At 66.3% G+C, this 23,449-nt stretch carries 23 protein-coding genes; 3 read left to right on the forward strand and 20 right to left on the reverse strand.

The window, feature by feature from the left end; all coding sequences use genetic code 11:
* Positions 1 to 111 precede the first annotated feature (111 nt).
* The 7 genes from BKA16_RS12190 to BKA16_RS12215 form a co-directional block, all read right to left on the reverse strand.
* Positions 112 to 1,092: a hypothetical protein gene (locus BKA16_RS12190; protein WP_183370902.1), complete on the reverse strand. Its 981-nt coding sequence runs from the start codon at positions 1,090 to 1,092 to the stop codon at positions 112 to 114.
* Positions 1,064 to 1,744, reverse strand: a complete 681-nt coding sequence (locus BKA16_RS12195; protein ID WP_183370903.1) for a hypothetical protein — start codon at positions 1,742 to 1,744, stop codon at positions 1,064 to 1,066. Before BKA16_RS12195 ends, BKA16_RS12190 begins: the two co-directional genes overlap by 29 nt.
* A complete protein-coding gene (locus BKA16_RS12200) occupies positions 1,744 to 2,199 on the reverse strand; it encodes a hypothetical protein (protein WP_183370904.1) in 456 nt (151 codons plus the stop codon). Before BKA16_RS12200 ends, BKA16_RS12195 begins: the two co-directional genes overlap by 1 nt.
* A gap of 236 nt (positions 2,200 to 2,435) precedes the next feature.
* Positions 2,436 to 2,891 carry a helix-turn-helix domain-containing protein gene (locus BKA16_RS24305; RefSeq protein ID WP_382427250.1) on the reverse strand — a complete coding sequence of 152 codons (456 nt, stop codon included), beginning with the start codon at positions 2,889 to 2,891 and terminating at the stop codon, positions 2,436 to 2,438.
* Positions 2,892 to 2,962: 71 nt separating this feature from the next.
* The gene (locus BKA16_RS23895) at positions 2,963 to 3,475 is read right to left on the reverse strand and encodes a hypothetical protein (protein ID WP_246371742.1); all 513 of its coding nucleotides are present in this window, start codon (positions 3,473 to 3,475) and stop codon (positions 2,963 to 2,965) included.
* An 81-nt stretch (positions 3,476 to 3,556) separates the two neighbouring features.
* Positions 3,557 to 4,570 (reverse strand): recombinase family protein, encoded by a 1,014-nt coding sequence (locus BKA16_RS23900; protein WP_246371745.1) that lies wholly within the window; start codon positions 4,568 to 4,570, stop codon positions 3,557 to 3,559.
* Positions 4,571 to 4,941: 371 nt separating this feature from the next.
* Positions 4,942 to 5,544: a TetR/AcrR family transcriptional regulator gene (locus BKA16_RS12215; RefSeq protein ID WP_183370905.1), complete on the reverse strand. Its 603-nt coding sequence runs from the start codon at positions 5,542 to 5,544 to the stop codon at positions 4,942 to 4,944.
* A gap of 121 nt (positions 5,545 to 5,665) precedes the next feature.
* Here BKA16_RS12215 and BKA16_RS12220 point away from each other — a divergent pair, with 121 nt between their 5' ends.
* From BKA16_RS12220 to BKA16_RS12230, 3 genes are all read left to right on the forward strand, one after another.
* Positions 5,666 to 7,147 carry an MFS transporter gene (locus BKA16_RS12220; RefSeq protein WP_183370906.1) on the forward strand — a complete coding sequence of 494 codons (1,482 nt, stop codon included), beginning with the start codon at positions 5,666 to 5,668 and terminating at the stop codon, positions 7,145 to 7,147.
* An 82-nt stretch (positions 7,148 to 7,229) separates the two neighbouring features.
* A complete protein-coding gene (locus BKA16_RS12225) occupies positions 7,230 to 8,111 on the forward strand; it encodes a DUF4352 domain-containing protein (protein ID WP_246371747.1) in 882 nt (293 codons plus the stop codon).
* Positions 8,112 to 8,180: 69 nt separating this feature from the next.
* Entirely contained in the window at positions 8,181 to 8,459 is a 279-nt protein-coding gene (locus tag BKA16_RS12230; RefSeq protein WP_183370907.1) for a 4a-hydroxytetrahydrobiopterin dehydratase, read from the forward strand.
* Positions 8,460 to 8,493: 34 nt separating this feature from the next.
* Here the strand turns inward: BKA16_RS12230 and nuoN are convergent, their stop codons facing one another.
* From nuoN to BKA16_RS12295, 13 genes are read right to left on the reverse strand one after another with little or no spacing between them, the layout of a single operon-like run.
* A complete protein-coding gene (nuoN, locus tag BKA16_RS12235; RefSeq protein WP_183370908.1) occupies positions 8,494 to 10,149 on the reverse strand; it encodes an NADH-quinone oxidoreductase subunit NuoN in 1,656 nt (551 codons plus the stop codon).
* Positions 10,146 to 11,663: an NADH-quinone oxidoreductase subunit M gene (locus BKA16_RS12240; protein ID WP_183370909.1), complete on the reverse strand. Its 1,518-nt coding sequence runs from the start codon at positions 11,661 to 11,663 to the stop codon at positions 10,146 to 10,148. The genes nuoN and BKA16_RS12240 overlap by 4 nt, the downstream gene beginning before the upstream one ends.
* Positions 11,660 to 13,618, reverse strand: coding sequence for an NADH-quinone oxidoreductase subunit L (nuoL, locus tag BKA16_RS12245; protein WP_183370910.1), 1,959 nt, complete (start codon positions 13,616 to 13,618; stop codon positions 11,660 to 11,662). The genes BKA16_RS12240 and nuoL overlap by 4 nt, the downstream gene beginning before the upstream one ends.
* Before the next feature lie 4 nt (positions 13,619 to 13,622).
* Complete coding sequence (nuoK, locus tag BKA16_RS12250; protein ID WP_183370911.1) at positions 13,623 to 13,922, reverse strand: NADH-quinone oxidoreductase subunit NuoK; 300 nt, start codon at positions 13,920 to 13,922, stop codon at positions 13,623 to 13,625.
* Positions 13,919 to 14,710: an NADH-quinone oxidoreductase subunit J gene (locus BKA16_RS12255; RefSeq protein ID WP_183370912.1), complete on the reverse strand. Its 792-nt coding sequence runs from the start codon at positions 14,708 to 14,710 to the stop codon at positions 13,919 to 13,921. The genes nuoK and BKA16_RS12255 overlap by 4 nt, the downstream gene beginning before the upstream one ends.
* Positions 14,707 to 15,216, reverse strand: coding sequence for an NADH-quinone oxidoreductase subunit NuoI (gene nuoI / locus BKA16_RS12260; RefSeq protein WP_183370913.1), 510 nt, complete (start codon positions 15,214 to 15,216; stop codon positions 14,707 to 14,709). Before nuoI ends, BKA16_RS12255 begins: the two co-directional genes overlap by 4 nt.
* Positions 15,216 to 16,511: an NADH-quinone oxidoreductase subunit NuoH gene (gene nuoH / locus BKA16_RS12265; protein WP_183370914.1), complete on the reverse strand. Its 1,296-nt coding sequence runs from the start codon at positions 16,509 to 16,511 to the stop codon at positions 15,216 to 15,218. Before nuoH ends, nuoI begins: the two co-directional genes overlap by 1 nt.
* Positions 16,508 to 18,898, reverse strand: coding sequence for an NADH-quinone oxidoreductase subunit G (locus BKA16_RS12270; protein WP_183370915.1), 2,391 nt, complete (start codon positions 18,896 to 18,898; stop codon positions 16,508 to 16,510). Before BKA16_RS12270 ends, nuoH begins: the two co-directional genes overlap by 4 nt.
* The gene (gene nuoF, locus BKA16_RS12275) at positions 18,895 to 20,229 is read right to left on the reverse strand and encodes an NADH-quinone oxidoreductase subunit NuoF (RefSeq protein WP_183370916.1); all 1,335 of its coding nucleotides are present in this window, start codon (positions 20,227 to 20,229) and stop codon (positions 18,895 to 18,897) included. Before nuoF ends, BKA16_RS12270 begins: the two co-directional genes overlap by 4 nt.
* Positions 20,226 to 20,888, reverse strand: coding sequence for an NADH-quinone oxidoreductase subunit NuoE (nuoE, locus tag BKA16_RS12280; RefSeq protein ID WP_183370917.1), 663 nt, complete (start codon positions 20,886 to 20,888; stop codon positions 20,226 to 20,228). The genes nuoF and nuoE overlap by 4 nt, the downstream gene beginning before the upstream one ends.
* On the reverse strand, positions 20,885 to 22,204 hold the full coding sequence (locus BKA16_RS12285; RefSeq protein WP_183370918.1) for an NADH-quinone oxidoreductase subunit D: 1,320 nt from the start codon (positions 22,202 to 22,204) through the stop codon (positions 20,885 to 20,887). Before BKA16_RS12285 ends, nuoE begins: the two co-directional genes overlap by 4 nt.
* Entirely contained in the window at positions 22,204 to 22,896 is a 693-nt protein-coding gene (locus tag BKA16_RS12290; protein WP_183370919.1) for an NADH-quinone oxidoreductase subunit C, read from the reverse strand. Before BKA16_RS12290 ends, BKA16_RS12285 begins: the two co-directional genes overlap by 1 nt.
* Positions 22,893 to 23,447: an NADH-quinone oxidoreductase subunit NuoB gene (locus tag BKA16_RS12295; protein WP_183370920.1), complete on the reverse strand. Its 555-nt coding sequence runs from the start codon at positions 23,445 to 23,447 to the stop codon at positions 22,893 to 22,895. The genes BKA16_RS12290 and BKA16_RS12295 overlap by 4 nt, the downstream gene beginning before the upstream one ends.
* Positions 23,448 to 23,449: the final 2 nt, after the last annotated feature.

The following is a 23,449-nucleotide window of genomic DNA, read 5'->3' on the forward strand; positions in this document are numbered from 1 at the left end:
GACGTCGATCGCGTGCCGATGCAACAACTCCCTACTGTGGACCAACCCCGGTCGGGCGGGGAGCACCAGCGCTACGGCCACCGGGTACGCGAAGATCGTAGTTTACACCCGTCAGATTTTGTGCACGGCTGTCTTGCACTGCTGGATGAAGTTAGCCCGTTCCGAGGTATGCCAGTCCGTGTCCACCCTATGTGCACGACGTATGGCAGGAATCAGCACCTGCCATACGTCCTGAACCATTCGGGGCCAGTACTCGTCCTCAGGCAGATCCGCCATGTCCTCGTCGTCGTACTCACTAGTGCGCAACACACTGAACGATAAATCGCTAGAGAGAGTGATTTCAAAGAAGCTGTCGGGGTTCCCCGAGTACGTAAAACTAAATTTGGCGGGGCCGAAAGTTGCGTTCCCCTTTGCGATTAGCGCCAAAATGTCGGCCCGGTCTATACTCGCGCCCTGCGAGAATCTTGACCGCCAGATCTTTCCGTTCCTTGATTCCATACGCGAAATATCTGAGATCTTCAGGCTAGGAGAGAGTTGGCGCGCGTGCGCGTCTCGATAAAACAACCACAGGAAAAGGTCTGGGTCAAAGTCGTCGGTATTCGCATAATCGGTGACCATTGCCGAAGCGTTCTCGTAGCCTGGGGTCACCAAGTTTTCGAGTGCGGGCTTCACGATCGTCTTGATTTCGGACGAGTTGGTGGTAGATACCAGCACAGTCAGCACTCCATCATCTTCAACCTCATCAAGAAGGATGAAATCCAATCCGCGTCGCTGAAAGTACTGATCCCTGTCGGCGACCTCACCCAGCGCTTTCCGCAGTGTGGTGTTCGCCTCTTCAAAATAGTATCGGGCCTCTATAACTGGCGTCTGCCACTGGTTTCTGCTCAGCGATGGATTTCCCGGCTCAAAGGAGTTCCGAAGGACTTCGCGTGTGGCGTGAACTGAATCGTCAGCGAAGCTTCCCCATCCCGAGGACGGACCTTCGGTCTGATGGTATTTCGCTGCATTCCTGAACAGGGTGCGCATGTCTTGATCGCCGACCTGAAGCCTGAGAGCGCTGATGTTAATTTGTCCCGTGGTTAGAAGTCCCACCGCTGATTCCTTCCAAGACGAATCGGTCCACTGCCGACTCTAGCTTGGCTAGTCTAAATGATGTACGCCACAGTTTCGGCTCCCAACACCCCGACGTACGTACGTGAACCTCCTGCGTGTATTCTGTTTGGCCGACACGCTTCAGCGTGAAGTCGGCGGTGCACACCGTTCGGTCGCCGTCGAGTTCCACCCCGTCGAAGATCAGGGCACGCCTATCGTCCCTGCATCGAAAATGAGAGGTGCCGCCTTGCTTGGTCAGACGCACCAGATCCCCCGGCACAATCTGTACCTCAACGCTGAACTTGCCTGCGAGGGAGCGCTTTAGAAGGTAGCGTTGTAGGACTGTCCCCCCAGTAACCTTCAATCCGAGGTTGAAGGTCTGCTTCTTTGCCTGAACTAGGACGTCCCCGGACAGGGGCCTGTCCCGGGAGTCCTTGCGCCACTCAAGTTCAACGGTGGGTCTGCCTAAGATGATGTCGCAGACGATGAAAACGACCAGAAACGCGATCACTAAGTCCACGATTAGCTTTACAAGTTCCCCGCCCCAGTAGTCTGTTGGCAGAAAGCTCCATTTCCCCAATAACCCGAAGGTTAGAATTCCCCCAAATAGCTGAGACCACTCTATGACTCTATCGCGATAGTAAGAGGACATCAGGGCTGCTGGCCCCCATTGAGTGCGCGGGACAGATACTCTATTTCCTCCGCGTGGGCATGTACTACACCTTCTTGACCGAGAACAATTACGTTACCTGTATTACGGTTTCGTAGACGCACGTGGTCAACAAAGAGATCAACGAGAAACCTGGCCTTAAAATCTTTTAAACCACGCCTGTCACTAGCCACTAGCCGACGCAGTCGCGGCTCAAGCTGATCTGCTATGTCTTCATCAACTTCAGTGAAATACCGATCCACCAAAGAGAATTCTAAAATCTTGAACCCAGCGTGGGAAAGTTGCTCTGCGAAGTCTATGAGCAAGTCGGAACCGGCGTCGACTGTGCTAAAGCCCTCACTTTCAAGAACCTCAGGCTCCTTCTCGTCAGGGTTAGGTAGGGGTTCTATGCGGGACGTGTCACCGCTTCGGTCCTCGATCAGTTGAAGGACGGCCATGCTCTAATCCTTCCGTCTCGAATCTGTCGAACTGGGCGTGCGCCTTGGATACCAAGACGGTAGACCGTCCTTCTGACAATCACGCGAAGGCAACGTTGCGTTGGCGTGCCATGATAGCAGGTCCATTAGTCGGTGCTCGTGCTGGAACCGAAGCGTGGTGAACGCTTCGCGCATGGCGGGGTCGCCCAGTGTGCTCGGCGGCAGTCCGGGGCGGTCAGGTAACCGACAGGGGTCGATCACTGCCTGGGTGGCCAGGAGACGCGCCACGTCGGCCTCAGGCAGTTGTCTGTACCCCTACTGTCACCGATGACCACCCCCCAGCTCCCGGGCACGCTTGCGCCTGAGCGTTCGTGATGCCAAGTTGTCGGGCCACGTCGATCACAGTTGCCACGGGTGGTTCCTTCCGGGGGCGTGGGCGTACGCTCATACGTCCACCCGCTGAAGTAGGACCACGCCACCGGGGTGCCAGCGAAGCTGGTTGTACTTGCCTGAGCCGGGTACGCCCTGGACTTCATACGTGGTGTCTTGCTCATCAGGCAGGAGGAACCGGATTCCCCGACTCTTCGCTGATGGCCTAACTTCACGGAACTGAGCATTCCTGTGCGGATATACCGCTTTACGGTAACCGGCGATATTCCGAGGTGTTCCGCCGCTTCCGCGACGGTGTATAGGCGTTCCGGCATGTGGTCCATTCCCTTCCCATAGGGGGTTGTTGATAGACTAATCAAAACACATGACGTCTCAATTACCGACTGACCAGTGTCTATTCTTCCAGCGTCGCCGTATCGCTCAGAATATCGGGCAGGTCAGCGAACACGCCGAATAGCTGATCGGCGTCCAGGTTCATTTTCAGATCGCCGTCCAACTCGAATTCGTCAACGATTGTCCGGCTTCCTTTGGTGTGGGATTTCCACACGACGCGGAAGTTCATCTGACGTAGCCAGATGTTCTTCGCTTCGATGTCCTGGTCGGCCCACCAGTCCGCGAACAGTTCGCCGGTCGGTTCGTATCGCCGCCCGGCTGGTTCGTTCGGCGTGGCCGACAGATCGGCCTGGCGTTCGGTCAGGGAGGCAATGCGCTTATCGAGCCGTTCGCGCTGAGGCGTGCCGCGCTTGAAGGCCCGGTACCCAGTTGGTCGGTCAGGTCGGCTAGTAGGTCGTTGACTTCGGCCAGTTCGTTGGTGTGATCGTTTCCGGCGAACCAGACGCGCTTCCGCCGTTCCATCGGCCCATGTTCTCCAACACCCGGCGTTCGATTTCGGCGTCTGCCCACTCAAGGCTGATCGTCCGGTTGTCGCACTGGTCCTTGTATTATGCTGAGGCACAACGGTATCGGGGCTTCCTTCCCTGGCCACCCTTCAGGCGATAGGCAGGACGGCCACATACCCCGCAGTAGATGACCCGAAGCAACAGGCCCGAACTCCGCCTCGTGGGTTCCTTCCTGTTCTCCCGGCCCGACAGTTCGACACCGACACGCTCGAACATGTCGCGGGTGATGATCGGCTCAGCACGGACGACCGGCGAACCGTCTTCACCGACCACGATCGTTCCCGGACCCAGCGCGCGGTGGCCTTTGTCGTCGCGCTGTATGCGGCCCTGGGCGTCCAGGACTGGTTCCCGGGTGAACGGATCCGGTCCAACAGCGTCAGGGATGTCAGCATTCGTTTGAGCGGTGCGGAATGCCATTCGTAGTTTGCCACGTCGCGGCCCTTCACCTGGGCGAAGCGATCCTTCGGCGTGAGTATGCCCCGGCCTGTCAGGTCGTGGGCGATGGCGCGCAACGGTTCCCCGGCCAGCACCCGCTGAACGACTTCGTGGATCACCGCGACCTGCTCGGCGTCCTGGACCAGTCGCCAGGTGCCTTCGTCGTCACGCTCGGGTAGGTAGCCCCAGGGCGGCACGCCGCCGCGCCACTTGCCCGCTTTGATGTTGTGCCGGAACGCATTTGAGTTACGTTCGCTGATGGCTTCCAGTTCCATTTCAGCGACCTTCGCGACCAGCAACGCGATGATGTCGCCAAAGTCCGTACTGAGGTCGAAATGGGCTTCAGTAGCCGACACCAGGGCCACGTCGTGCTGGCGCGCCCAACGAATCGGGTCGGCCAGGTCGAACAGGCGGCGAACGATCCGGTCCACCCGGAAGAACACGATCATGTCGTACCGTGTGGGATCGTCCAGCCAGCGGCCTAGCTGTGGGCGGTCGAACGGTGAGGTCTTGCCCGCCGACACGTCCAGGTCTTCGGCCACACCAACCACCTGGTAGCCGCGCTTTTCGCACAGCTCCCGGCAGGCGTCTAGCTGTCGTTCCGGGCTGGTCGTAGCGTCAGTGACGCGGGACAATCGAGTGACGATCAGGGCGCGCTGGTTCCTCATGGAGTGTTGGTACGCGAAGGGTGTAACGCAAGACTACCGCGTAAGCAACTGGGGCCATCCCTGCTCGCGCAGGGAGCACACACTCAGTACCTCGCGGTCACCGCGTAAGAACGGACCATCCCCGCTCGCGCGGGGAGCACGTCTCCGCCGGTGCCGCAGCGAACTGGTTCCGGGGGTCATCCCCGCTCGTGCGGGGAACACGCTTCTTGACCTGCAGAAATGCTAGCACGAAGTCGCTTTCAGAATGGCCTTGTGCCTGTCGCGCTCGAGGTCGGACTCGGTGTGCAGGATCGGCATCGAGCCGTCGGTGGCACCGAACGAAAGTCGGCTCGCGGTCGCCGACGGGTACCTATGGAGGCGGTGTCCACGGGCTACTCGACCTGTGACGGCCCCGCACCCCGCGCCGCGAACCCCAGACACAACGACTCCACCCCTGCGTCCAGCCGCTCTTTGAGTCCCTCCGGTGCCGACGTCAGCGGAGGGTCGGCGTTCAGCAGGCGATCGGTCGTCAGCATCAGTGCGACGCCGTTGGTGAGATCCCATACCGACAACGCCATGGTGGTCGCCTCGTCGTGGTCGACGCCGAGGTCGGTCAGTCCGTCGGCGAGCCAGGCCAGACTCGCGCGCGAGGTCGCCGACAACGTGTATCGCGGTGCCGCGTAGGCCAGGACCATCCACGGATGGCGCTCGAACAGAGCCCAGTCGCGGTCGACGGCGATCCGCACGCGCTCGCGCCAGGTCCAGAGACCGGCGTCGTCGAGCGGATAGGCGAATGCGGCGCCGGCCACGTCGGCCATTGCGCCGATGAGCTGGTCCTTGTCGGCGACGTGCCGGTACAGCGACATGGTTCCGGCGCCGAGCCGATCGGCCAGCTTCCGCATCGACAGTGCGCCGATGCCGTCCTCGTCGGCGAGGGCGATGGCCGCGTCGACGATCGCTGGCATCGTCAATCGGGCGCGTGGTGACGGTGTCATTGGTCTCCTTCCGGGGCCGCGTGGACCGATTGTATTGCGTACACCGTACCCATCAATTAGTTTCGATCCTCGTAGCCTGCTGCGTACCGCGTACGCAGCACTGAATCCGAGGAGGTCATCCATGGTCGCCGACGTGCCCGCCGACATCGCCGCACCGACTCCGCGTCGCGCCTGGTTCGGCCTTGCCGTCCTCATGCTGCCGGTCCTGCTGGTGTCGATGGACGTCTCGGTGCTCTACCTCGCGATGCCCCGACTGACCCATCATCTTCACCCGAGCGGCACAGAGGCGCTGTGGATCCTCGACATCTACGGGTTCCTGCTGGCGGGACTCCTGATCACGATGGGCAACCTCGGCGACCGCATCGGTAGACGGCTCCTGCTCCTCGGCGGGGCCGCGGTGTTCGGCGTCGGCTCGGTGATCGCCGCCTTCGCGGTGGACCCCACCATGCTCATCGCCGCCCGCGCACTCATGGGCATCGGCGGCGCGACCCTGCTCCCGTCGAGCCTGTCACTCATCTCCACGATGTTCCCGAACCCCGCGGCGCGGGCCCGGGCGATCGGGGTGTGGACCGCGGCGTTCGCGGGCGGCGCGGCGGTGGGACCGATCGTCGGAGGCGTGCTGCTCCAACACTTCTGGTGGGGATCGGTGTTCCTGGTGAACTTCCCGGTACTGGTGATCCTGCTCGCGGTGGGGCCGTTCCTCCTGCCCGAGCACCGCGTCACCACCGACGCGCCGTTCGACGTGGTCGGCGTGGTGCTGTCGATGGCGGGCATTCTGCCGACCGTCTACGCGATCAAGCACGCCGCCGTCGACGGTCCCGATCTCATCGCGTTGATCACGGGTGTCGTCGGCGTCGCCTTCCTGATCGTGTTCGTCCGTTACGAGCAACGGGCGGCGCATCCGCTCCTGGATCTGACGCTGTTGCGCAGCAACCGTTTCGCGGTGGCGATCGGTTCGAGCCTGATCGGCATGATGTCGCTGGCCGCGCTCAGCTACCTCTCGAGCATCTACCTGCAGTCGGTCACCGGCCGCGAACCTCTCGACGCCGCCCTGCTCGGCATCCCGATGGCCGTCACCGTGTTCGTGTTCTCGCTCTCGGCGGCGCGGATCACCGAGAAGGTCGGTGCGCGAACCGGGTTCATCGCCGCGCTCGGTGCGGCGGCGGTCGGCAACCTCCTCCTGTTGGGCATCGGCGTCGACGGCGGCGTATGGGCGTACATGCTCGGATCGGCGATCGCCGGCGTCGGCTACGGCATCGCGTTCAGCCTGGTCTCCGACGTCGCGGTCTCCTCGGTGCCGCCGGAGCGCGCGGGTGCGGCCACCGGCATCTCCGAGACCAGCTTCGAGCTGGGCAACGCCCTGGGGCTGGCACTTCTCGGAGCGCTCGCGTCCTTGGTATTCCAGCGCGGCACGGGGCCGTCGGGGGAGCACTTCGACGGCACGCTCGACGAGGTGCTGTCGGCCGCGGGCGACGACGCCGGACTCGTCCACGCGGCGCGGGCGTCGTTCGTCGACGGAGTCCACATCGCGGTCGGCGTCGGCGGCGGACTGCTCGTCCTGATGGCGATCGTCGTCGCGGTGGTGCTTCCGCGGAATCGGTGATCCGGCGGAATTGTCGTACCCGTTCGATACATTCGTTTCGGCCCGGCAACAGCCGGGCCGAAACGGCTATCGAAAGACGACGATGACGAACCCCGACCCCTCCCAGGACCCCACCCAGCACTCCGAACCGCAGTACCAGAACGCGGCGTGGCAGTACCAGCAGCCACCGCAGTACCAGCAGTTTCAGCAGCAGCCGCCGTACCCGCAGCAGGGATACGGCGTACCGCCGATGCAGCCCGAGCCCCAGCGACGCAACACCGTCGGACTGATAGCACTGATCGCCGCGATCATCGGCTTCGTCTTCGCATGCATCCCCGGGGCTCTGATCGTGGGCTGGATACTGCTGCCGATCGCGTTCATTCTGGGCATCGTCGGACTGTTCCAGTCACGACAGCCGAAGAAGACGTCGATCGCGGCGATCATCATCTCGGTGATCGGAACCATCGTGGCGGCCGTCGTGTTCATCGCGGTGGTCAGCGATGCGATCGACGACGCCTTCACCCCTGACACCGCGAAGGTCACGCAAGACGGCCAGGAACAGTCCGGTGACGTCGGTACCCGCGAGAATCCCGCGAAGATCGGTGACACACTGACCGGCAAGGAGTGGACCGTCGTGGTCAACGAGTTCACCCCCGATGCGACCGAGCAAGTGATGGCCGAGAACCAGTTCAACGACGAGCCCGAGTCCGGTCAGCAGTACGCGTTGATCAACCTGACCGTGACGTACACCGGTGAAGGCTCCGACTACGCCGAGTTCATCTCGGTCGCCTTCGTCGGCGACGACGGAAAGACGTACACACCGGCCGACTCGAACGCCGTCGCACCCGACGCACTGTCGGGCGAGCTGTACGCCGGCGCCTCAGCGACCGGCAACGTCGACATCGCGATCCCGAAGGACGCCTCCGGCGCGGTTCGTGTCACGCTCGGCGTGTTCGACGACGAGGCCTTCGTCGCCGTTCCGTAGCGGGACCGCGCCGGCATCGGAAGACGTCGACCCCTTCCGATGTCGGCGCGGCAGTGGCAGGGTCGAATCATGGACTCCACCGATACGACAGCCGACCAGAACTGGACCCAGACCCCCGACGGCCTCGTCGCCGATTTCGCGACCGGAACCATGGTTCGCGGTCTCGACTTCGTCACGCGGATCGTCGGCGTCGCCGAAGCGGCGAACCATCATCCGGACATCGACCTCCGGTATCCGCGCGTACGCCTGACCTTGATCACCCACGACGCGGAGAACACGGTCACCGAGAAGGATCACGCACTGGCGCGGCAGATCTCCCAGATCGCCGCCGATCTGGGTATCGACTGACGTCGCGCGGTCCGTCGCGTCGGCGTCGGTCGCCTCAGCCGACGAAGCTCGCTACCGAATCGGCCAGATCGAGCAGCCACTGCGGAAACACTCCCAGCACGAGCGTCAGGGCCACGCCCACCGCGATCGGGACCGTGGTCAACGGGCTCGGCGTCACGACGGTCGGCGCATCGTCGGGCGGATCGGCGAAGAACATCGCGACGATGACCCGGATGTAGAAGTAGGCGGCGATCGCACTGCACAGGACGCCGACGATCACCAGCGGCCACGCACCGTCATCGCCCGCCGCGGAGAACACGGCGAACTTCGCGATGAAGCCGCCCGTCACCGGAATGCCCGCGAACGAGAGCAACAGCAGCGACATCATCGCGCCCACCAGCGGATGCCGCCTGCCGAGTCCGGCCCACGCGGCGATCGTCGACTCCTCGCGGCCGGCGGCGTCGCGCACCACCGACAGCAGTGCGAAGCCCGCGAACGCCGACACCGCGTACACGGCGACATAGAACAGAGTCGCGCCGAGCGCCGCCGACGTGATCGTGACGGCACCCACCAGCGCGAAGCCGACGTGGCTGACGGACGAATAGGCGAGCATGCGCTTGATGTCGCCCTGCGTCACCGCCATCACGGTGGCGACCACCATGGTCGCGATCGCCACGGCCCACAGCGCGGGACGGGCGATGTCGGCCAGCTCCGGGAATCCGACGTGCAGCACCCGGAGCAGTGCACCGAACGCGGCGGCCTTGGTCGCCGACGCCATCAACGCCGTCACCGGTGTCGGCGCGCCCTGGTACACATCGGGCACCCACGAGCCGAACGGGACCGCTCCCACCTTGAACAGCAGCCCGACGGCCAGCAGACACAGTGCGATGACCGCGAACGTCCGATCGTCATCGGTCAGCAGCGTCGCACCGATGTCGCGCAACGACAGGGAGCCGCTCGCGCCGTAGGCGAACGCCGTGCCGAACAGGAAGATCGCCGAGGCGAACGCTCCGAGGAGGAAGTATTTGAGCGAAGCCTCCTGCGACAGCAGTCTGCGACGACGCGCCAGCCCGCACAACACGTACAGCGGGAGCGAGAGGACTTCGAGTGCGATGAACATGGTCAGCAGGTCGCCGCACGAACCGAACAGCATCATGCCGCCGACGGCGAACAAGGCCAGCGGATACACCTCGGTGGTCAGGAAACCGGCCCGGCCCGCGGCCAGTTCGTCGGCCGAACCGGGCACCGTGGCGCCCGACGGGGTGAACGCGTCGGCCGGGAGGTCGGCGTCGTCGGCGTCGACCACCTCGTCGGGTCCGCCGCCGACGGAGACGCGGTCGCCCGCAGCGGTCCGAACCTCCACCGGCGCCCACACGCGGTCGAGTCGCCGTTCGCCCATGAACAGCGTCGCGCCGAGCGCCACGACGAGCACCAGTCCCTGCACGAACAGGGCCGGACCGTCGGCGAGGACCGCGCCGGACATCAGGACGCGGCGTGCCGGGGCATCGCCCGCCGAGGTGTGCGCGACGAAGCCCAGCATCACCATCGCCGCGACGATGCCCGCGCACGCGAGCGACAACTGTGTCCGGTACCGGGCCGCCGACGGCGCGAACGCCTCCACCAGCACACCGACCACGGCGACGCCGAACACGATCAGCATCGGCGCCAACCGGTAGTAGTCGATGCTCGGCAGATCCAGCCCCACCATCATCGGTCACCTCCCTGCACGATCGAGACCGACGCCTCGACACTGGGATTCACGAAGTCCAGGATCAGCCGCGGGAAGAAGCCGAGCACCAGCAGCGCCGCGATCAGCGGTACGACGACGACCTTCTCGCGCACTCCGAGGTCGGAGATCGGCGCCTCGGACTCGCGCGGCGGCCCGCCCATCATCCGCTGATACGTCCACAGGATGTAGACCGCCGACAGGACCAGCGCGACCGAGGCGATGATCCCGGCCACCGGATATCGCGTGAACGTTCCGATCAGCACCAGGAACTCGCTGATGAACGGGCCGAGACCGGGCAACGAGAGCGTCGCGAGTCCGGCGACGAGGAACGTTCCCGCCAGCACCGGTGCGATCTTCTGGACGCCGCCGTAGTCGGAGATCAGCCTGCTGCCGCGCCGCGACACTAGGAACCCGGCGATCAGGAAGAGTGCGGCCGTGGAGATCCCGTGGTTCACCATGTACAGCGCCGACCCGCTCTGTCCCTGTGCGGTCAACGCGAAGACTCCCAGCACGATGAACCCGAAATGCGAGATCGACGTGTATGCGATCAACCGCATCACATCGCGTTGGCCGATCGCCATCACCGCGCCGTAGACGATGCTGATCACCGCGAGCGTGCACAGTGCGGGCGCGAAGGTCTCCGACGCGTCCGGGAACAGTCCGATGCAGAAGCGCAGCATCGCGAACGTGCCGACCTTGTCCATCACCGCCATCATCATCACCGCGGCGGCAGGTGTCGTGGAGACCGCTGCATTCGGCAGCCAGGTGTGCAGCGGCCACAGCGGCGCCTTCACCGCGAACGCGAACACGAAGCCGCCGAACAACAGGTTCTGCGTCGTCGGCGACATCTCGAGAGCGCCGCTGCGCACGTCCCGCGCGATCGCGATGAAGTCGAATCCGCCCGCGACGACGTACAGCCCGATCACGGCGGCGAGCATGATCAGCCCGCCCAGCAGGTTGTAGAGCAGGAAGGTGACCGCCGCGCGCGAACGCTGCGGACGCACCCCCATACCGTCGGACCCGAATCCGCCGATCAGGAAGTACATCGGGACGAGCATCGCCTCGAAGAAGATGTAGAACAGCAGCACGTCGGTGGCGACGAAGCTCATCAACACCATCGCCTCCACCGCGAGGAGCAGCGCGACGTAGATGTGCACCGACTTTCCGCGTCCGCCGTCGGCGTCGCGCCACCCGGCCACCAGAAGCAGGGGAGTCAAGGCCACGGTCAGCAGGATCAGCGCCAGACCGAGACCGTCCAGACCCAGCGAATAGCGAGCACCGAACGCCGGGATCCAACTGACGTCCTCGGTCATCTGGAATCGCCCGCCGCCCGAGTCGAAGCGGAACGCGACGATCACCGCCCAGACCAGGACCACGAGCGACGCGCCGACCCCGGTGATCTTGGCCTGCACGGCCCGATCGGCGGGCAGAAACATCACGACCGCCGACGCGACCGCGGGCAGAAGCCACAACACGGTGAGCCAGGGCATCGTCACAGTACGTTCACCGCCAAGGTCAGGGCGGCGATCACCACGGTGCCCGCCAGAATCGACAACGCGTACGACCGCACGAATCCGTTCTGCGCCCGCCGGGTGATCTCCGAGGCCTCGGTGATCGCCGTACCGATCCCGGACGGCACGGCGCCGAGACCGCGGTCTTCCACCGCGACCAGCGCCGTGGTCGCCACCGCTCCCGGCGCGACGACCACGTTCTCGTTGAACGCGTCGCCGTACAGGTCGGCGCGCGCCGCGCGAGTCAGCGGCGACACGTGGTCGGGAGCGGTCAGCGGAATCGGCGCACGACCGTACTGCGCCCACGCGACCGTGGCACCGGCGACGACGCACACCAGCACGATCACCGTGATGCCCCACACCGGCAGACCGCCGTGATGCTCGGGAGCCTCGCCGACCACCGGCGCCAGCCAGTCCTTCAGCGTGCCGCCGATCGCGAGGAGCCCGCCCGCCGCGACCGAACCGACGGCCAACACGATCATCGGGGCGGTCATGGAGCCGCCGGACTCGTGAGGATGCGGACCGGTACCATCCCCCCTCGCTTCGCTCGCCCCGGTATTCCACCGCCGCGGCCCGAAGAACGTCATGACCATCACGCGCGTCATGTAGAACGCGGTGACCGCGGCGCCGATGATCGCGGCCCCGCCGAGGAGCACCCCGCGTGCGCCGCCCGCGGCGAGGGCGGCCTCGATGATCCCGTCCTTGGAGAAGAACCCGGAGAACGGCGGGATCCCGATGATCGCCAGGTAGCCGAGCCCGAACGTGACGAACGTGATCGGCATGACCCGCCACAGGCCGCCGAAGCGGCGCATATCGGTCTCATCGTCCATCGCGTGCATGATCGAGCCCGCGCCGAGGAACAGCCCGGCTTTGAAGAAACCGTGCGTGAGCAGGTGCATGATCGCGAACGCGTAGCCCGCCGGTCCGAGCCCGGCGGCCAGCACCATGTAGCCGATCTGACTCATGGTCGACGCGGCCAGCGCCTTCTTGATGTCGTCCTTGGCGCAGCCGACGATCGCACCGAACAGCAGGGTCACCGCACCGACCACGACGACGCCGGTCTGCGCGTTGGGAGCGAGGTCGAACAGCGGTCCCGAACGCGTGATCAGATAGACGCCCGCGGTGACCATCGTCGCGGCGTGGATCAGCGCCGACACCGGCGTCGGACCCTCCATCGCGTCGCCCAGCCACGCCTGCAGCGGCACCTGCGCCGACTTGCCGCACGCGGCCAGCAGCAGCATGAATCCGATGCCCGTGAGCGTCGCCTCGCTCGCGGTGGACGCCTGTGCGAACACGTCGTCGAAGTTCACCGAGCCGAACGTGGAGAACATCAGCATCATGGCGATCGCCAGGCCCATGTCGCCGACCCGGTTCATCACGAACGCCTTCTTCGCGGCGGTGGCCGCGGCCGGCTTGTGCTGCCAGAACCCGATCAACAGGTACGACGCGACACCCACGCCCTCCCAACCGAGATACAGCCCGAGATAGTTGTTCGCGAGCACCAGGATCAGCATCGCCGCGACGAACAGGTTGAGGTAGGCGAAGAAACGGTGGCGGTCGGGGTCCGGTCGAGCGGAGCGAGGGGAGTCGCCACTGCGCATGTAGCCGATCGAATAGACGTGGATGAGTGATCCGACGACGGTGATCAGCAGGACGAAGCACATCGACAGTTGGTCCAGACGCATCCCGAAATCGACCTGCAACTGACCGACCGGCACCCACGAGTACAGATCGCTGGTGGCCGCCTTGTCCGGGCCGTCGCGCCCGATCATCCCGATCCACATGACGATCGCCAGCACAGCGGACGTCGACACCAGTGCGGTGGTCAGAAAGTGTGCCCACGCCTGCGTACGACGACCCGCGATCAGCACGACCGCAGCGCCGATCGCGGGGAGCGCGGGGATCAACCAGAGCAGATGTCCGGTGAGTGCCTGGTCCATGCCGTCACCGCCTCAACAGGTCGGCGTCGTCGACCGACGCCGACCTGCGCGTCCGGAAGATCGTCATGATGATGGCCAACCCGATCACCACTTCGGCCGCGGCCACGACCATGGTGAAGAACGCGATCACCTGACCGTCGAAGCTGCCGTGCATGCGGGCGAACGTCACGAACGCCAGGTTGGCCGCGTTGAGCATCAGCTCGACGCACATGAACACGACGATCGCGTTGCGCCGCAGCAGGACTCCGGCCGCGCCGATCGCGAAGACGATCGCGGACAGGTAGAGGTAGTTGACGGGGTTCACGACTGCTCCGCTCGCTCGGCGGCCCGAACCTGGCGGGCCGCGTCGACATCACGCGGAGTGAGACGCTGATTGACCGAGAGCCGCGACGGACTGCCGTCGGGAAGACGACCCGGGATGTCGACCGCGTTGTGCCGCGCGTAGACGCCCGGGGCGGGCAGCGGCGTCACGTGTCCGCCTCGCTTGAATCGCTCGATCGACATCTCCCGCTGACCGCGCGCCGGACCGACCCGACGGCGATGCGCCAGCACCATCGCACCGAGCGTCGCCGTGATCAGCAACGCGCCGGTCAACTCGAACGCCCACAGGTAGCGGGTGAAGATGATCTCGGCCAGTGCCCGCACATTCGCGTTGCCGCCGCCCGGCGACGTGCCGTGACTCAGGTCGGGTGCCCCGACGAAGGGCGCCACCGTCGCCGACCCGATCGCGGCGACCAGCAGAACGCCGAAGCCGACGGCCAGGACGGTCGCCACCAGCCGCTGCCCGCGCACCGCTTCGACGAGCGAGTCCGACGAGTCGACGCCGATCAGCATCAGCACGAACAGGAACAGCATCATCACCGCGCCCGTGTACACCACGACCTGGACGACGCCGAGGAACAGCGCACCCTGCATCACGTAGAAGACGGCGAAGATGATCATCGTCATCGCCAGGAACACCGCCGAATAGACGGCTTTCGGACTCAGGATCACGCCGAGGGCGCCGATCACCACGACGACGCCCAGGATCCAGAAGGTGACCGCCTCGGTGCCGGAGGTCTGATCCAGCGCGGCCGCCAGGACGGTGCTCATATCTCACCGCGATAGTAGTTCTCCGGGCGCGATCCCTCGGCCATCGGATGAGGCGGCGCCGTCATCCCGTCCGTGAGCGGAGCCAGGAGCCGATCCTTCTCGTAGATCATCTCGTCGCGGCTCGTGCCGACCATCTCGTAGTCGCCGGTCATCGTCAGGGCCCGGGTCGGACACGCCTCGATGCAGAGGCCGCAGCCGATGCACCGCAGGTAGTTGATCTGGTAGACGCGGCCGTAGCGCTCGCCCGGCGAGTACCGTTCCTCGTCGGTGTTGTCGGCGCCTTCGACGTAGATCGCGTCCGCCGGACACGACCATGCGCACAGTTCGCAGCCGATGCACTTCTCGAGGCCGTCGTCGTATCGGTTGAGCTGATGGCGGCCGTGGTACCGCGGGGGTGCGGGCTTGCGCTCCTCGGGATACTGCTCGGTGATCGGCGTGCGGAACATGGATGCGAACGTCGTGCCGAATCCGGCGACGGGGCGCAGGGGGTCAGGAATGTCGGGCATCACGGGGCTCCTTTCTGATCGAGAGCGAGATCGGGCAGGGTCTGACCGGGCAGCGGTGGGACCGGGAAGCCGCCGGCCATCGGATCGAAGGGCTGCTGCGGGGGAGGGGGAGTCTCGACTCGGCTCGACCGCCGGGGCGATCCGGCCCGGTTCATGCGGGCGATCGCGTACACGAGCAGACCGGTCACACAGACGCCCGCGGCCGCGAGGATCAGGGAGGTCACCAGTTCGGACTGTGCGCGCGTGGCCTGGTCGATGACGGCGACCACCATCACCCAGCCGAGGGCGATCGGGATGAGCACCTTCCAGCCGAGATTCATGAACTGGTCGTAGCGCAGGCGCGGCAGCGCGGTCCGCAGCCAGAAGAACATGAACAGGAAGCACCACATCTTGGCGGTGAACCAGATCAGTGGCCACCAGCCCGAGTCGGCGCCGTCCCAGACGCTGATCGGCCACGGTGCCTGCCAGCCGCCGAGAAACAAGGTGGTGGCCAGCGCCGACACCGTCGCCATGTTGATGTACTCGGCGAGCATGAACATGGCGAACTTCAGCGAGGAGTACTCGGTGTGGAAGCCGCCGACCAGTTCGCCTTCGGCTTCGGGGAGGTCGAACGGGGCGCGGTTGGTCTCACCGACCATCGAGATCAGATAGATCACGAACGACGGCAGCACCAGCAGCACGTACCAGTGGTGGCGTTGGCCGCCGACGATCTCCGACGTCGACATGGTGGACGAGAGCAGGAACACCGCGGCGAAGGAGAGTCCCATCGCGATCTCGTAGGAGATGACCTGCGCCGTGGAGCGAAGACCGCCGAGCAGCGGGTACGTCGACCCGGACGCCCATCCGGCGAGGATGATGCCGTACACGCCGATCGAGGTGATCGCCAGAACGTAGAGCACTCCCACCGGCAGATCGGTGAGCTGCAGCGGCGTGCGATGCCCGAACACCGACACCTGCGGCCCCATCGGGATGACGGCGAACGCGGTGATCGCCGGGATCACCGCGACCACCGGAGCCAACAGGTAGATCACCTTGTCGACGCCGATCGGGGTCAGCCCCTCCTTGAGGGCGAGCTTCACACCGTCGGCCAACGACTGCAGGATCCCCTTGGGGCCCACGCGGTTCGGGCCGAGGCGGGTCTGCATTCGCGCCATGATCTTGCGTTCGATGAGGATCGCCGCCAGGACGGTCAACACGAGGAACACGAAGATGCAGAGTGCTTTGGCCAGCACCAGCCACCACGGGTCGCGCCCGAAGTCGTGCAGGTCGGGGAACTCGGTGGCCGCGACGATCATGGCGCGTCCCCGATCGTCACGGTCTGGCCCGGTCCGGCGCCCAGCGTCGGATACAGGCGGGAGCCGGGTGAGTTCATCGGCACCCACACGACGCCGTCGACCATGTCGGTCACGACCAGCGGCAGCGTGATGGAGCCGCGATCGGTGGAGACGGTCAGCGGCTCACCGTCGGCGACGCCGACCGAGGAGGCCGTCGCGGCGGACAACCGCGCGACGGGGCGGTGCGCGGTGCCCGCCAGGTGCTCCTCGCCGTCCTGCATGCGACCCAGGTCGAGGAGCATCCGCCACGAGGCGAGGACGGCGGTGGGTCTGGACGCCGCTCGATCGGAGGACGGGGCTCGATCGGCAGCGGGCGGTCGATCGGAGGAGGCGGCAGCGGCCTCGTGCCGGGGGCCGCCCCAGGCGCCGATCCGCGCGAACTCGTCATGGACGGCGGCGACGGTGTCGCAGCGCAGGTCGACGCCCGTCTCGGCGGCGAGTGCGTGCAGCACTCGGTGATCGGAGAGCGGCACACTGCCCGATTCGGCGGGGACGGCGGCGTCGAACGGACGCGGTCGGCCCTCCCAGTCGACGAATGTGCCGGCCTTCTCCTGGACGGCGGCGACGGGGAACACCACGTCGGCCAGCGCGGTCACCGCACCGGCCCGCTGCTCCAGGCTCACCACGAACGACGCGGCACGCAGCGCCTTCTCGGCGAGTTCGGGATCCGGAAGGTCGTCGATCTCGACGCCGCCGATCACCGCGGCGTGCAGGCTCCCGTCGATGAGTGCGTCGAGGATCGCCGGGGTGGATCGGCCCGGCGCCTCGGGAACGTCGGCACCCCAGATCTCGGCGAGCTCGGCGCGCGCCCGCGCCGACGACACCGGCCGACCGGCCGGGAGCAGATTCGGCGCCGCACCGACGTCGAGGGCGCCGCGTTCACCGGCTCGGCGGGGGATCCAGGCCAGCCGGGCGCCGGCCGCGGCGGCCGCGGTCAGCGCACCCGGGCTCGCCGCCAGCCGTTCGCCGACGACGAGGATCGCGCCGGGTTCGGCGAGGACCGCGGCGACGTCGTCGGACACCAGGGTCTGGGCTTCGTCGCCGGGCACGCACGGGTGCAGGACGCCCGCGAGCTTCTGTACGCCGGGACTGCTCCACGGCGCGATCGCATGGACACGGAGGCCGTGTCTGCGGACGGCGCGACGCAGCCGCAGGAAGACGATCGGCGACTCCTCCTCGGGTTCGAAGCCGGCGAGGACGACGACCGGCGCCGACTCCAGATCCGCGTAGGTGACGCCGATACCGCTGCCCGCGACGTGCGCGGCGAGGAAGTCGGTCTCCTCGTCCGAGGCGGAGCGGGCCCGGAAGTCGACGTCGGAGGTGCCCAGCACGGTTCGCGCGAACTTTCCGTACGCGTAGGCGTCCTCGACGGTGGCGCGCCCGCCGACCAGCACGCCGGCGCGCACCCCGGCGAGTCCGCGCGCGGCGACGGCCAGCGCGTGCGGCCAGGACGTCGGCGCCAGCACACCGTCGTCGCCCCGGACCATCGGGGCGGTGATGCGATCGGCCCGCGTGGCGTACCGGTGCGCCCATCGGCCCTTGTCGCAGTTCCACTCGGTGTTCACCTCCGGATCGTCGCCGGCCATGCGCCGCAGCACCTGCCCGCGGCGGTGATCGGTCCGCTGTGCGCACCCGGACGCGCAGTGCTCGCAGACGCTCGGCGTCGAGACCAGGTCGAACGGGCGCGACCGGAACCGGTAGGCGGCGCCGGTCAGCGCACCGACCGGACAGATCTGCACGGTGTTCCCGGAGAAGTACGATTCGAACGGGTCGTCGGCGTACGCGGAGACCTGCTGCAGTGCACCGCGATCGGCGAGTTCGATGAGCGGATCGCCGGCCACCTGCTCGGAGAATCGGGTGCACCGCGCGCAGAGGACGCAGCGTTCTCGGTCGAGGAGGACTTCGGACGAGAGTGGGACCGGCTTGGTGTAGGTCCGCTTGGTGCCGCCGAACCGGGACACCGGCCGTCCGGCCGACATCGCCTGATTCTGGAGCGGACACTCGCCGCCCTTGTCGCAGGTCGGGCAGTCGAGCGGATGGTTGATCAGCAGGAGTTCCATGACGCCGCGTTGGGCCGACGCGGCCTCGAGCGAGGTGTGCTGGGTGCGTACCACCATGTCGGGGCTGACGACGGTGGTGCACGAGGCCATCGGTTTGCGCATGCCCTCGATGTCGACGAGGCATTGGCGGCAGGCGCCGACCGGGTCGAGCAGGGGATGGTCGCAGAAGCGGGGGATGTCGACGCCGATCGTCTCGGCGGCGCGGATCACCAGGGTTCCCGGCGGGACCGAGACGGGGGTGCCGTCGATCGTCAGGTGCACCAGATCGGTGTCGACGGTGTCGGTCATGCCGGAGCTCCCTTCGCGAACACGGTCGAGGCCGCCGGATCGAACGGACACCCGCCTGCCAGATGTGCTTCGTACTCGTCGCGGAAGTACTTGAGCGAGGACGTGATCGGGCTGCCCGAGCCGTCGCCGAGGGCGCAGAAACTCTTCCCGACGACGGTGCCGGTGGTCTCCTCCAACAGACCGATGTCCTCGGCGGTCGCGGTACCGTCCTCGATGCGCCGCAGAATCTGCACCATCCAGTACGTGCCCTCGCGGCACGGGGTGCACTTGCCGCACGATTCGTGCTTGTAGAACTCGGTCCACCGCAGCACCGCGCGCACCACGCACGTCGTCTCGTCGAACAGCTGGATCGCCTTGGTGCCGAGCATCGACCCGGCCCCACCCACGCCCTCGTAGTCGAGCGGCACATCGAGGTGCTCGGCGGTGAACATCGGTGTCGACGATCCGCCCGGCGTCCAGAACTTGAGCTCGTGGCCGGCCCGGATCCCGCCCGCGCGGTCGAGGAGTTCGCGCAGGGTGATCCCGAGCGGCGCCTCGTACTGGCCGGGCCGCTCGACGTGGCCGGACAGCGAGTACAGCGTGAATCCCGGCGACTTCTCCGTGCCCATCTCGCGGAACCAGTCGACGCCGTTGCGCAGGATCGCCGGAACGCTCGCGATCGATTCGACGTTGTTCACCACGGTGGGACTCGCGTACAGGCCCTCGCTGGCCGGGAACGGCGGGCGCAGCCGGGGTTGGCCGCGGCGTCCTTCGAGGGAGTCCAGGAGCGCGGTCTCCTCACCGCAGATGTACGCTCCCGCACCGGCGTGCACGATCAGATCGAGGTCGAAGCCGGAGCCGAAGATGTTCTTCCCGAGAAGCCCGATCCCGTAGGCCTCGGCGACGGCGGTGCGCAGCCGACGGATCACCGAGGCGACTTCGCCGCGCACATAGATGAACGCGTGCCGTGCACGGATCGCGTACGCGGCGATGATCACTCCCTCGACCAGCGTGTGCGGCGTCGCCAGCATGAGCGGCATGTCCTTGCAGGTGCCGGGCTCGGACTCGTCGGCGTTCACCACCAGGTAGTGGGGTTTGCCGTCGCCCTGCGGGATGAACGACCATTTCATGCCGACCGGGAAGCCCGCGCCGCCGCGTCCGCGCAGCCCCGACGACTTGATCAGGTCGATCACCGCGTCGGGTTCCATCTGCAGGGCCGCCTTGAGTCCCTGATATCCGGTGCCGTCCACATAGTTGCGCAGGAGCCACGGCTCGTCGTCGGACCAATGACGGGACAGGACCGGAGTCCGCGCGGGTTCGGCGCCGGGGGTCGGGAGATCGATGGCGATCACGGCAGCTCCTCGGTCAGTCCGGCCAGGAGCCGCGCGGTCTGGCGGAAGGTGCACAACGACGGCGTGCCGCGGCTCGGCGCGGGCGGTGCGCCCGCGCGCAGGTCGTCGACCAGTCGCGCCGCCGACTCGGGCGTCTGCGCGTCGTAGAACTCCCAGTTCACCATCACGACCGGGGCGTGATCGCACGCCGCGTTGCACTCGATCCGCTCGTAGGTGATCGCGCCGTCGTCGGTGGTACCGCCGTCGTCGACGCCCAGCTTCTCGGTCAGGCTCGCCGCGATCGCATCGCCGCCCATCACCGCGCACAGCGTGTTGGTGCATACCCCGACCAGGTAGTCGCCGGTCGGTTCGCGGCGATACATCGTGTAGAAGGTGGCGACCGATGCGACCTGCGCGGTGGTCAGCGACAGACGGTCCGCGCAGAACGTGATGCCCGCACGGGTCAGGTACCCGTCGACGCTCTGCACCAGATGCAGCAGGGGGAGCAGCGCCGACCTCGACTGCGGATAGCGGGCGACGATCTCGTCGGCTTCGGTGCGGAGCCGCTCGCGGACGTCGCTCGGGTACGCGTCGGGACCGGCGAACTCGATCGGCGGTGTCGGCGCTGAGGTGGAGAACACGAGCGGGATCGGCTCGTGGGGAATCGGTTCCGCACTCATCGGTCGACGCCTCCCATCACCGGATCGATACTGGCGACGGAGGTGATCACATCGGCGATCAGACCGCCCTCGCACATGGCCGCGACCGCCTGCAGATTGGTGAACGACGGGTCGCGGAAGTGGACCCGGTACGGCCGGGTCCCGCCGTCGGACACCATGTGGACGCCGAGCTCCCCGCGCGGCGATTCGATGCAGACGTAACACTGGCCCGCCGGAACGCGCATCCCCTCGGTGACGAGTTTGAAGTGGTGGATCAGCGATTCCATCGACATGCCCATGATCTCGGCGATGTGCTCGGGGGAGTTGCCGTAGCCATCCGGTCCGACGGCGAGGTCGGCGGGCCAGGCGAGTTTGCGGTCGGCGATCATGACCGGCCCCGGTTCGAGCTTGTCCAACGCCTGCCGCACGATGGCGATGGACTGCTTCATCTCCTCGATGCGGATCGCGTACCGCGCGTAGGAGTCGCAGGCGGTGTCGGTCACGACGTCGAAGTCGTAGTCCTCGTATCCGCAGTAGGGCGCGCTCTTGCGCAGATCGTAGGGCAGGCCCGTCGACCGCAGCACCGGACCGGTGACGCCCAGCGCCATGGCGCCGGTCAAGTCGAGGTAGCCGACGCCTTTGGTGCGGGCCTTCCAGATGTAGTTCTCGCTCAGCAGCGCCTCGACGTCGCCGATGTCCTCGGGCAGCTCGTCGAGCAGTGTCGCGATTCTGGGGACGATGCCCTCGGGCAGATCGGCGGCCACTCCGCCGGGGCGGACGAACGCGTGATTCATGCGCAGGCCGCTGATCTCCTCGAAGACGTCGAGGATCTTCTCGCGGGCCCCGAAGCCGAGGAACATCGGGGTCACCGCACCGAGCTCCATGCCGCCGGTCGCCAGCGCGACCAGATGCGAGGCGATGCGGTTGAGCTCCATGAGGATCACGCGGATGACGCTCGCGCGGGGCGGTATGTCGTCGGTGACGCCCAGCAGCTTCTCGACCGCCAGACAGTAGGCGACCTCGTTGAACATCGGCGACAGGTAGTCCATCCGAGTCACGAACGCGACTCCCTGCGTCCACGTTCGGAACTCGAGGTTCTTCTCGATTCCGGTGTGCAGGAAGCCGATTCCGCAGCGGGCTTCGGTGACGGTCTCGCCTTCGATCTCCAGGATGAGACGCAGGACGCCGTGCGTCGACGGATGCTGCGGCCCCATGTTGACCACGATCCGCTCGTCGGCGGAGGTCTCGGCGGCGCGGTCGGCGACGGCGGAGACGATGTCCGCCCAATCGGTACCGGACACGGTGAAGGTGGATTCGGTGCTGGTGGATTCGGACATCAGTGGTACGACCTCCGTTGATCCGGCGGCGGCACGGTGGCGCCCTTGTATTCGACCGGGATGCCGCCGAGCGGGTAGTCCTTGCGCTGCGGGTGTCCCTCCCAGTCGTCGGGCATCTCGATGCGCGTCAGCGACGGGTGGCCGTCGAAGATCAGACCGAAGAAGTCGTAGGTCTCGCGTTCGTGCCAGTCGGTGGTCGGATAGATCGCGAACAGGCTCGGAAGGTGCCTGTCGTCGTCGGGGGCGCAGGTCTCGAGCATCACCGCGCGGCCGTGGGTGATCGACCGCAGCGGGTACACCGCGTGCAGTTCGCGGCCGACGTCGTCGGGATAGTGCACGCCCGAGACGCCGAGACACAGTTCGAAGCGCAGCGACGGTTCGTCCCGCAGCGTCGCGGCCACCGGCTGCAGATGTGTTCGGGCCACGTGGATCGTCATCTCGTCGCGGTAGATCACGACCTTCTCGACGGCGTCGTCGTAGGAGACACCGCGGGCCTCGAGCGCCCGTGCGAGCAGATCGGCTACCTCGTCGAAGTAGCCCCCGAACGGTCGGGTGGTGCTGCCGGGCATGGTGACCGGGGCGACGAGGCCGCCGTATCCGGAGGTGTCGCCGCTGCCCGAGGCGCCGAACAGGCCGTGGCGGACACCGATGGTCTCCGGGCGCTCGCGCCCGGTCGAGATCTCCCCGCTCACCGGAGGAGTCCTGTGAACTCGATGGTCGGCTTGGTCTCGAGGGCGGCCTGCTCGGCGGCACGGACGGCGTCCTCCCGGTGCACGCCGAGCGGCATCCGGCCGATCTGCTCGTGCAGCGTGAGGATCGCGTTGAGGAGCATCTCCGGGCGCGGCGGGCAGCCCGGCAGGTAGATGTCGACGGGCACCACGTGGTCGACGCCCTGCACTATCGCGTAGTTGTTGAACATGCCGCCCGACGATGCGCAGACACCCATCGCCAGCACCCATTTCGGTTCGGCCATCTGGTCGTAGATCTGCCGCAGCACCGGCGCCATCTTCTGGCTCACCCGACCGGCGACGATCATCAGATCCGCTTGGCGCGGCGACGCGCGGAAGGCTTCCATGCCGAAACGGGCGATGTCGTAGCGGCCGGAGGTCGAGGCCATCATCTCGATGGCACAGCACGCCAAGCCGAACGTCGCGGGCCACAGGGAGCCCTTGCGAATGAATCCGGCGAGCTTCTCGACCGTCGTCAGCAGCACCCCGCCGGGGAGTTTCTCTTCGATTCCCACAA

Source organism: Gordonia humi, assembly GCF_014197435.1.
GTDB classification, from domain to species: Bacteria; Actinomycetota; Actinomycetes; order Mycobacteriales; family Mycobacteriaceae; genus Gordonia; species Gordonia humi.

Bases quoted from the DNA above. Each gene is read 5' to 3' on its own strand.
- BKA16_RS12195 (WP_183370903.1), bottom strand. From the start codon at position 1,744: ATGTCCTCTTACTATCGCGATAGAGTCATAGAGTGGTCTCAGCTATTT.
- BKA16_RS12200 (WP_183370904.1), bottom strand. From the start codon at position 2,199: ATGGCCGTCCTTCAACTGATCGAGGACCGAAGCGGTGACACGTCCCGC.
- BKA16_RS24305 (WP_382427250.1), bottom strand. From the start codon at position 2,891: ATGGACCACATGCCGGAACGCCTATACACCGTCGCGGAAGCGGCGGAA.
- BKA16_RS23900 (WP_246371745.1), bottom strand. From the start codon at position 4,570: ATGAGGAACCAGCGCGCCCTGATCGTCACTCGATTGTCCCGCGTCACT.
- BKA16_RS12215 (WP_183370905.1), bottom strand. From the start codon at position 5,544: ATGACACCGTCACCACGCGCCCGATTGACGATGCCAGCGATCGTCGAC.
- BKA16_RS12220 (WP_183370906.1), top strand. From the start codon at position 5,666: ATGGTCGCCGACGTGCCCGCCGACATCGCCGCACCGACTCCGCGTCGC.
- BKA16_RS12225 (WP_246371747.1), top strand. From the start codon at position 7,230: ATGACGAACCCCGACCCCTCCCAGGACCCCACCCAGCACTCCGAACCG.
- BKA16_RS12230 (WP_183370907.1), top strand. From the start codon at position 8,181: ATGGACTCCACCGATACGACAGCCGACCAGAACTGGACCCAGACCCCC.
- nuoN (WP_183370908.1), bottom strand. From the start codon at position 10,149: ATGATGGTGGGGCTGGATCTGCCGAGCATCGACTACTACCGGTTGGCG.
- nuoL (WP_183370910.1), bottom strand. From the start codon at position 13,618: ATGGACCAGGCACTCACCGGACATCTGCTCTGGTTGATCCCCGCGCTC.
- BKA16_RS12255 (WP_183370912.1), bottom strand. From the start codon at position 14,710: ATGAGCACCGTCCTGGCGGCCGCGCTGGATCAGACCTCCGGCACCGAG.
- nuoI (WP_183370913.1), bottom strand. From the start codon at position 15,216: ATGCCCGACATTCCTGACCCCCTGCGCCCCGTCGCCGGATTCGGCACG.
- nuoH (WP_183370914.1), bottom strand. From the start codon at position 16,511: ATGATCGTCGCGGCCACCGAGTTCCCCGACCTGCACGACTTCGGGCGC.
- BKA16_RS12270 (WP_183370915.1), bottom strand. From the start codon at position 18,898: ATGACCGACACCGTCGACACCGATCTGGTGCACCTGACGATCGACGGC.
- nuoE (WP_183370917.1), bottom strand. From the start codon at position 20,888: ATGAGTGCGGAACCGATTCCCCACGAGCCGATCCCGCTCGTGTTCTCC.
- BKA16_RS12285 (WP_183370918.1), bottom strand. From the start codon at position 22,204: ATGTCCGAATCCACCAGCACCGAATCCACCTTCACCGTGTCCGGTACC.